General features: G+C 61.2%; 1 protein-coding gene. It reads left to right on the top strand.

Translation table 11 applies throughout. The features are described 5' to 3' along the window. Positions 1-2,438: protein kinase (locus KDL09_RS22695; protein ID WP_294390322.1), on the top strand; the 2,438-nt coding region annotated here is incomplete at both ends.

Below are 2,438 nucleotides of genomic sequence, written 5' to 3'. Positions count from 1 at the left end.
TTCGGCGAGACGGAAGGCGGGCTGCTCTACATCGTCATGGAGTACGTCGATGGCACGGATGTGGCACGCATGATCGCCAAGGAAGGCCGCCTGCACACCGAGCATGCGATGGCCATCACTGCGCATGTGTGTGATGCTTTGGCCTACGCGCACGAGCGCGGCATCATCCATCGCGACATCAAACCGGCCAACATCATGGTCGGCTACGACGGTGTGGTGAAAGTGGCGGACTTCGGCCTGGCGAAGATGACGCAGAGCGCGAACACCGGCCTTACGCAGAGCGGCATGGCCATGGGCACGCTGCACTACATGGCACCGGAGGCCTTGATGCTCGGCAGCGCGGTGGACCATCGCGCGGACATCTATGCCGTGGGCGTGATGCTCTACCAGATGCTGACCGGGAAGATCCCGCAGGGCATGTTCAAGCTGCCGTCGCTGCAAATCGGCGGCCTCGACCCGCGCTACGACGGCATCATCGCCAAGGCGATCATGGAGGACCGCGAGGCGCGGTATCAGACCGTGCGGGAACTGCGTGGAGATCTGGACCACATCCTCACGCAACCGGTGGAAAAAGTGGAACCGTCTGAGGAAGCACCCGCCGCGCTGCCCACGGAGGTGCGGCCGCGGAAGCCAGGCGCACGACAGCCACAGCGGCCATCCCAGTCCCCAGCGCATGCGTCACCGAAAGCAAAATCCTCCGGCGGTTGGTTTGTCGGAGCCGTGCTTGCAATCCTGGCTCTTGGCGGAGGCTGGTGGTGGCTGGATCACGGAAGCCCGCCCAGCAAAAGCCAGAAACCTGCTCTGGAATCTGCGCCTGTGGCTGAGGTAAAGCCAGCCACACCCGCCCCTGTCAGGACGGCCCCCGCAGTGCCGGTCACATCCGTGGCGCCTCCCGTCGCCACGACTCCGGCGAAAGGGATATCCCCTGATGGCATTCCTGCCTTCTTCGATGACAAATCGCTTTCTGGCTGGACATCTCGCGGCACTGCCGTGTGGCGTGTGGAGCAGGGGGCCATCACCTCTGATAGCGGTGGCACCGGCACGGTTTCACGGTCATTGGATTCCCCTTGGTTTGAACTCACCGGTGAGGTTTATGTCTCCGCGGATGGGAATGGCGGCATTCATTTTCAGATCACGGACCTGCTCAACTTCACCGATGGCGTTGAAGTGCAGTTATGCGGTTCCAAAGCGCGGAATCGCGGTGTCGGCGCGGGAGGCCTCTTCGCGCCGAAGCTTGGGAAAGCCGGCAATGTGAACGGCAGGCAGTCTGCGCTTCCGGATGCGCAGTTCACTCCCTTCCGGCTGGTCGTGGAGGAGGGCCGTGTCCGCTTCTGGCTGGCGGGTGAGCAGGTCTTCGAGGCCAAACACACCCTCCGACCAGAGCTGCGCACCCTGGCCCTCAGCCGTCTCGGTCCCCCCGGTAAAGTCGCTTACCGCAATCTGCGGCTGAAGCTGCCAGAGGAGAAGGCCAACGCATCGCCGCCCGCCGTAAAGTCCGACCGCATCGACGGCCTCGTCGCCAATGGTCAGTGGCAGGATGTATTGCGCCCCATCGGCGAGTCACCGCGCATCAAACAGGGAGAATGGGAGTTTAAGAACGGCGTTCTCAAGTGCATTCGGGAGGGGGCAAATGCGATGATCAGCGTCGATACCCAGCCTCTTGAGAGTTACACAGCCAGGATAAGGTACGTTTCACCGAAGCATTCCAGCATGACGGTATTTCTTCCTACCACGACTCACGGGATGAATGTCACCCTCAGCGAAGTCAGGAAAACAGTTCACTTTGGCATTGCGAATGACATCATCGAGCACACAACACTTGCAGTGGCATCTTTTGGCGGTCAGGAGCACGAATGGGTGATCGAGGTCGAACCGCGGCTTGTGCGGGTTTTTTTAGACAAGGTTGAAATTCGCAGGCTCGAGAACCCGGATTGGAACAGCATCACTCATGTTCGTGGTTATCCTGCATCCACCGGGATGTCGTTGGGAGTGGGAGCGAGTGTTGGGCTGATCGAATTTCGATCCTTTGAAATCAACATCCCCGCCATCGATGCTGTTGCAGCAAGGGCTGCTCTACCGGCAGCTTCAGCAGTTGCCAGGTCAGAGATGGCTCCCGTTCCAGGCCCCACTGCCTCCGCCTCGACGACGGATGTTCGCCAACCCCCTGAGCTACTCACCCGCGTCGCCAACTACCAAAAAGCACGCCACGCTCAGCTCACTGATCTCACTGCAAAATACCGCGCCGCCTTAAGCTCGGAAAAGGACGCAGCCATCAAGAGCGGCGTGCTCGCCGATGCAACTGCCGCGAACAGCGCTCTCGCCGCTGCGGACGCTTTCTCCAAAGTCGTCGAGGCCAGCCTCACCTCGTCCGATGTGGCGCCGCTGCCAGCGCTAGCCGCCGTGGCTGATCCCGCACCGCAACGCCTCAAGGAACTGCG

This window comes from Prosthecobacter sp. (assembly GCF_020439865.1).
GTDB lineage: Bacteria > Verrucomicrobiota > Verrucomicrobiia > Verrucomicrobiales > Verrucomicrobiaceae > Prosthecobacter.
The sequence above is the reverse complement of the archived record's forward strand: the minus strand, read 5'-3'. Positions and strand labels throughout refer to the sequence as shown.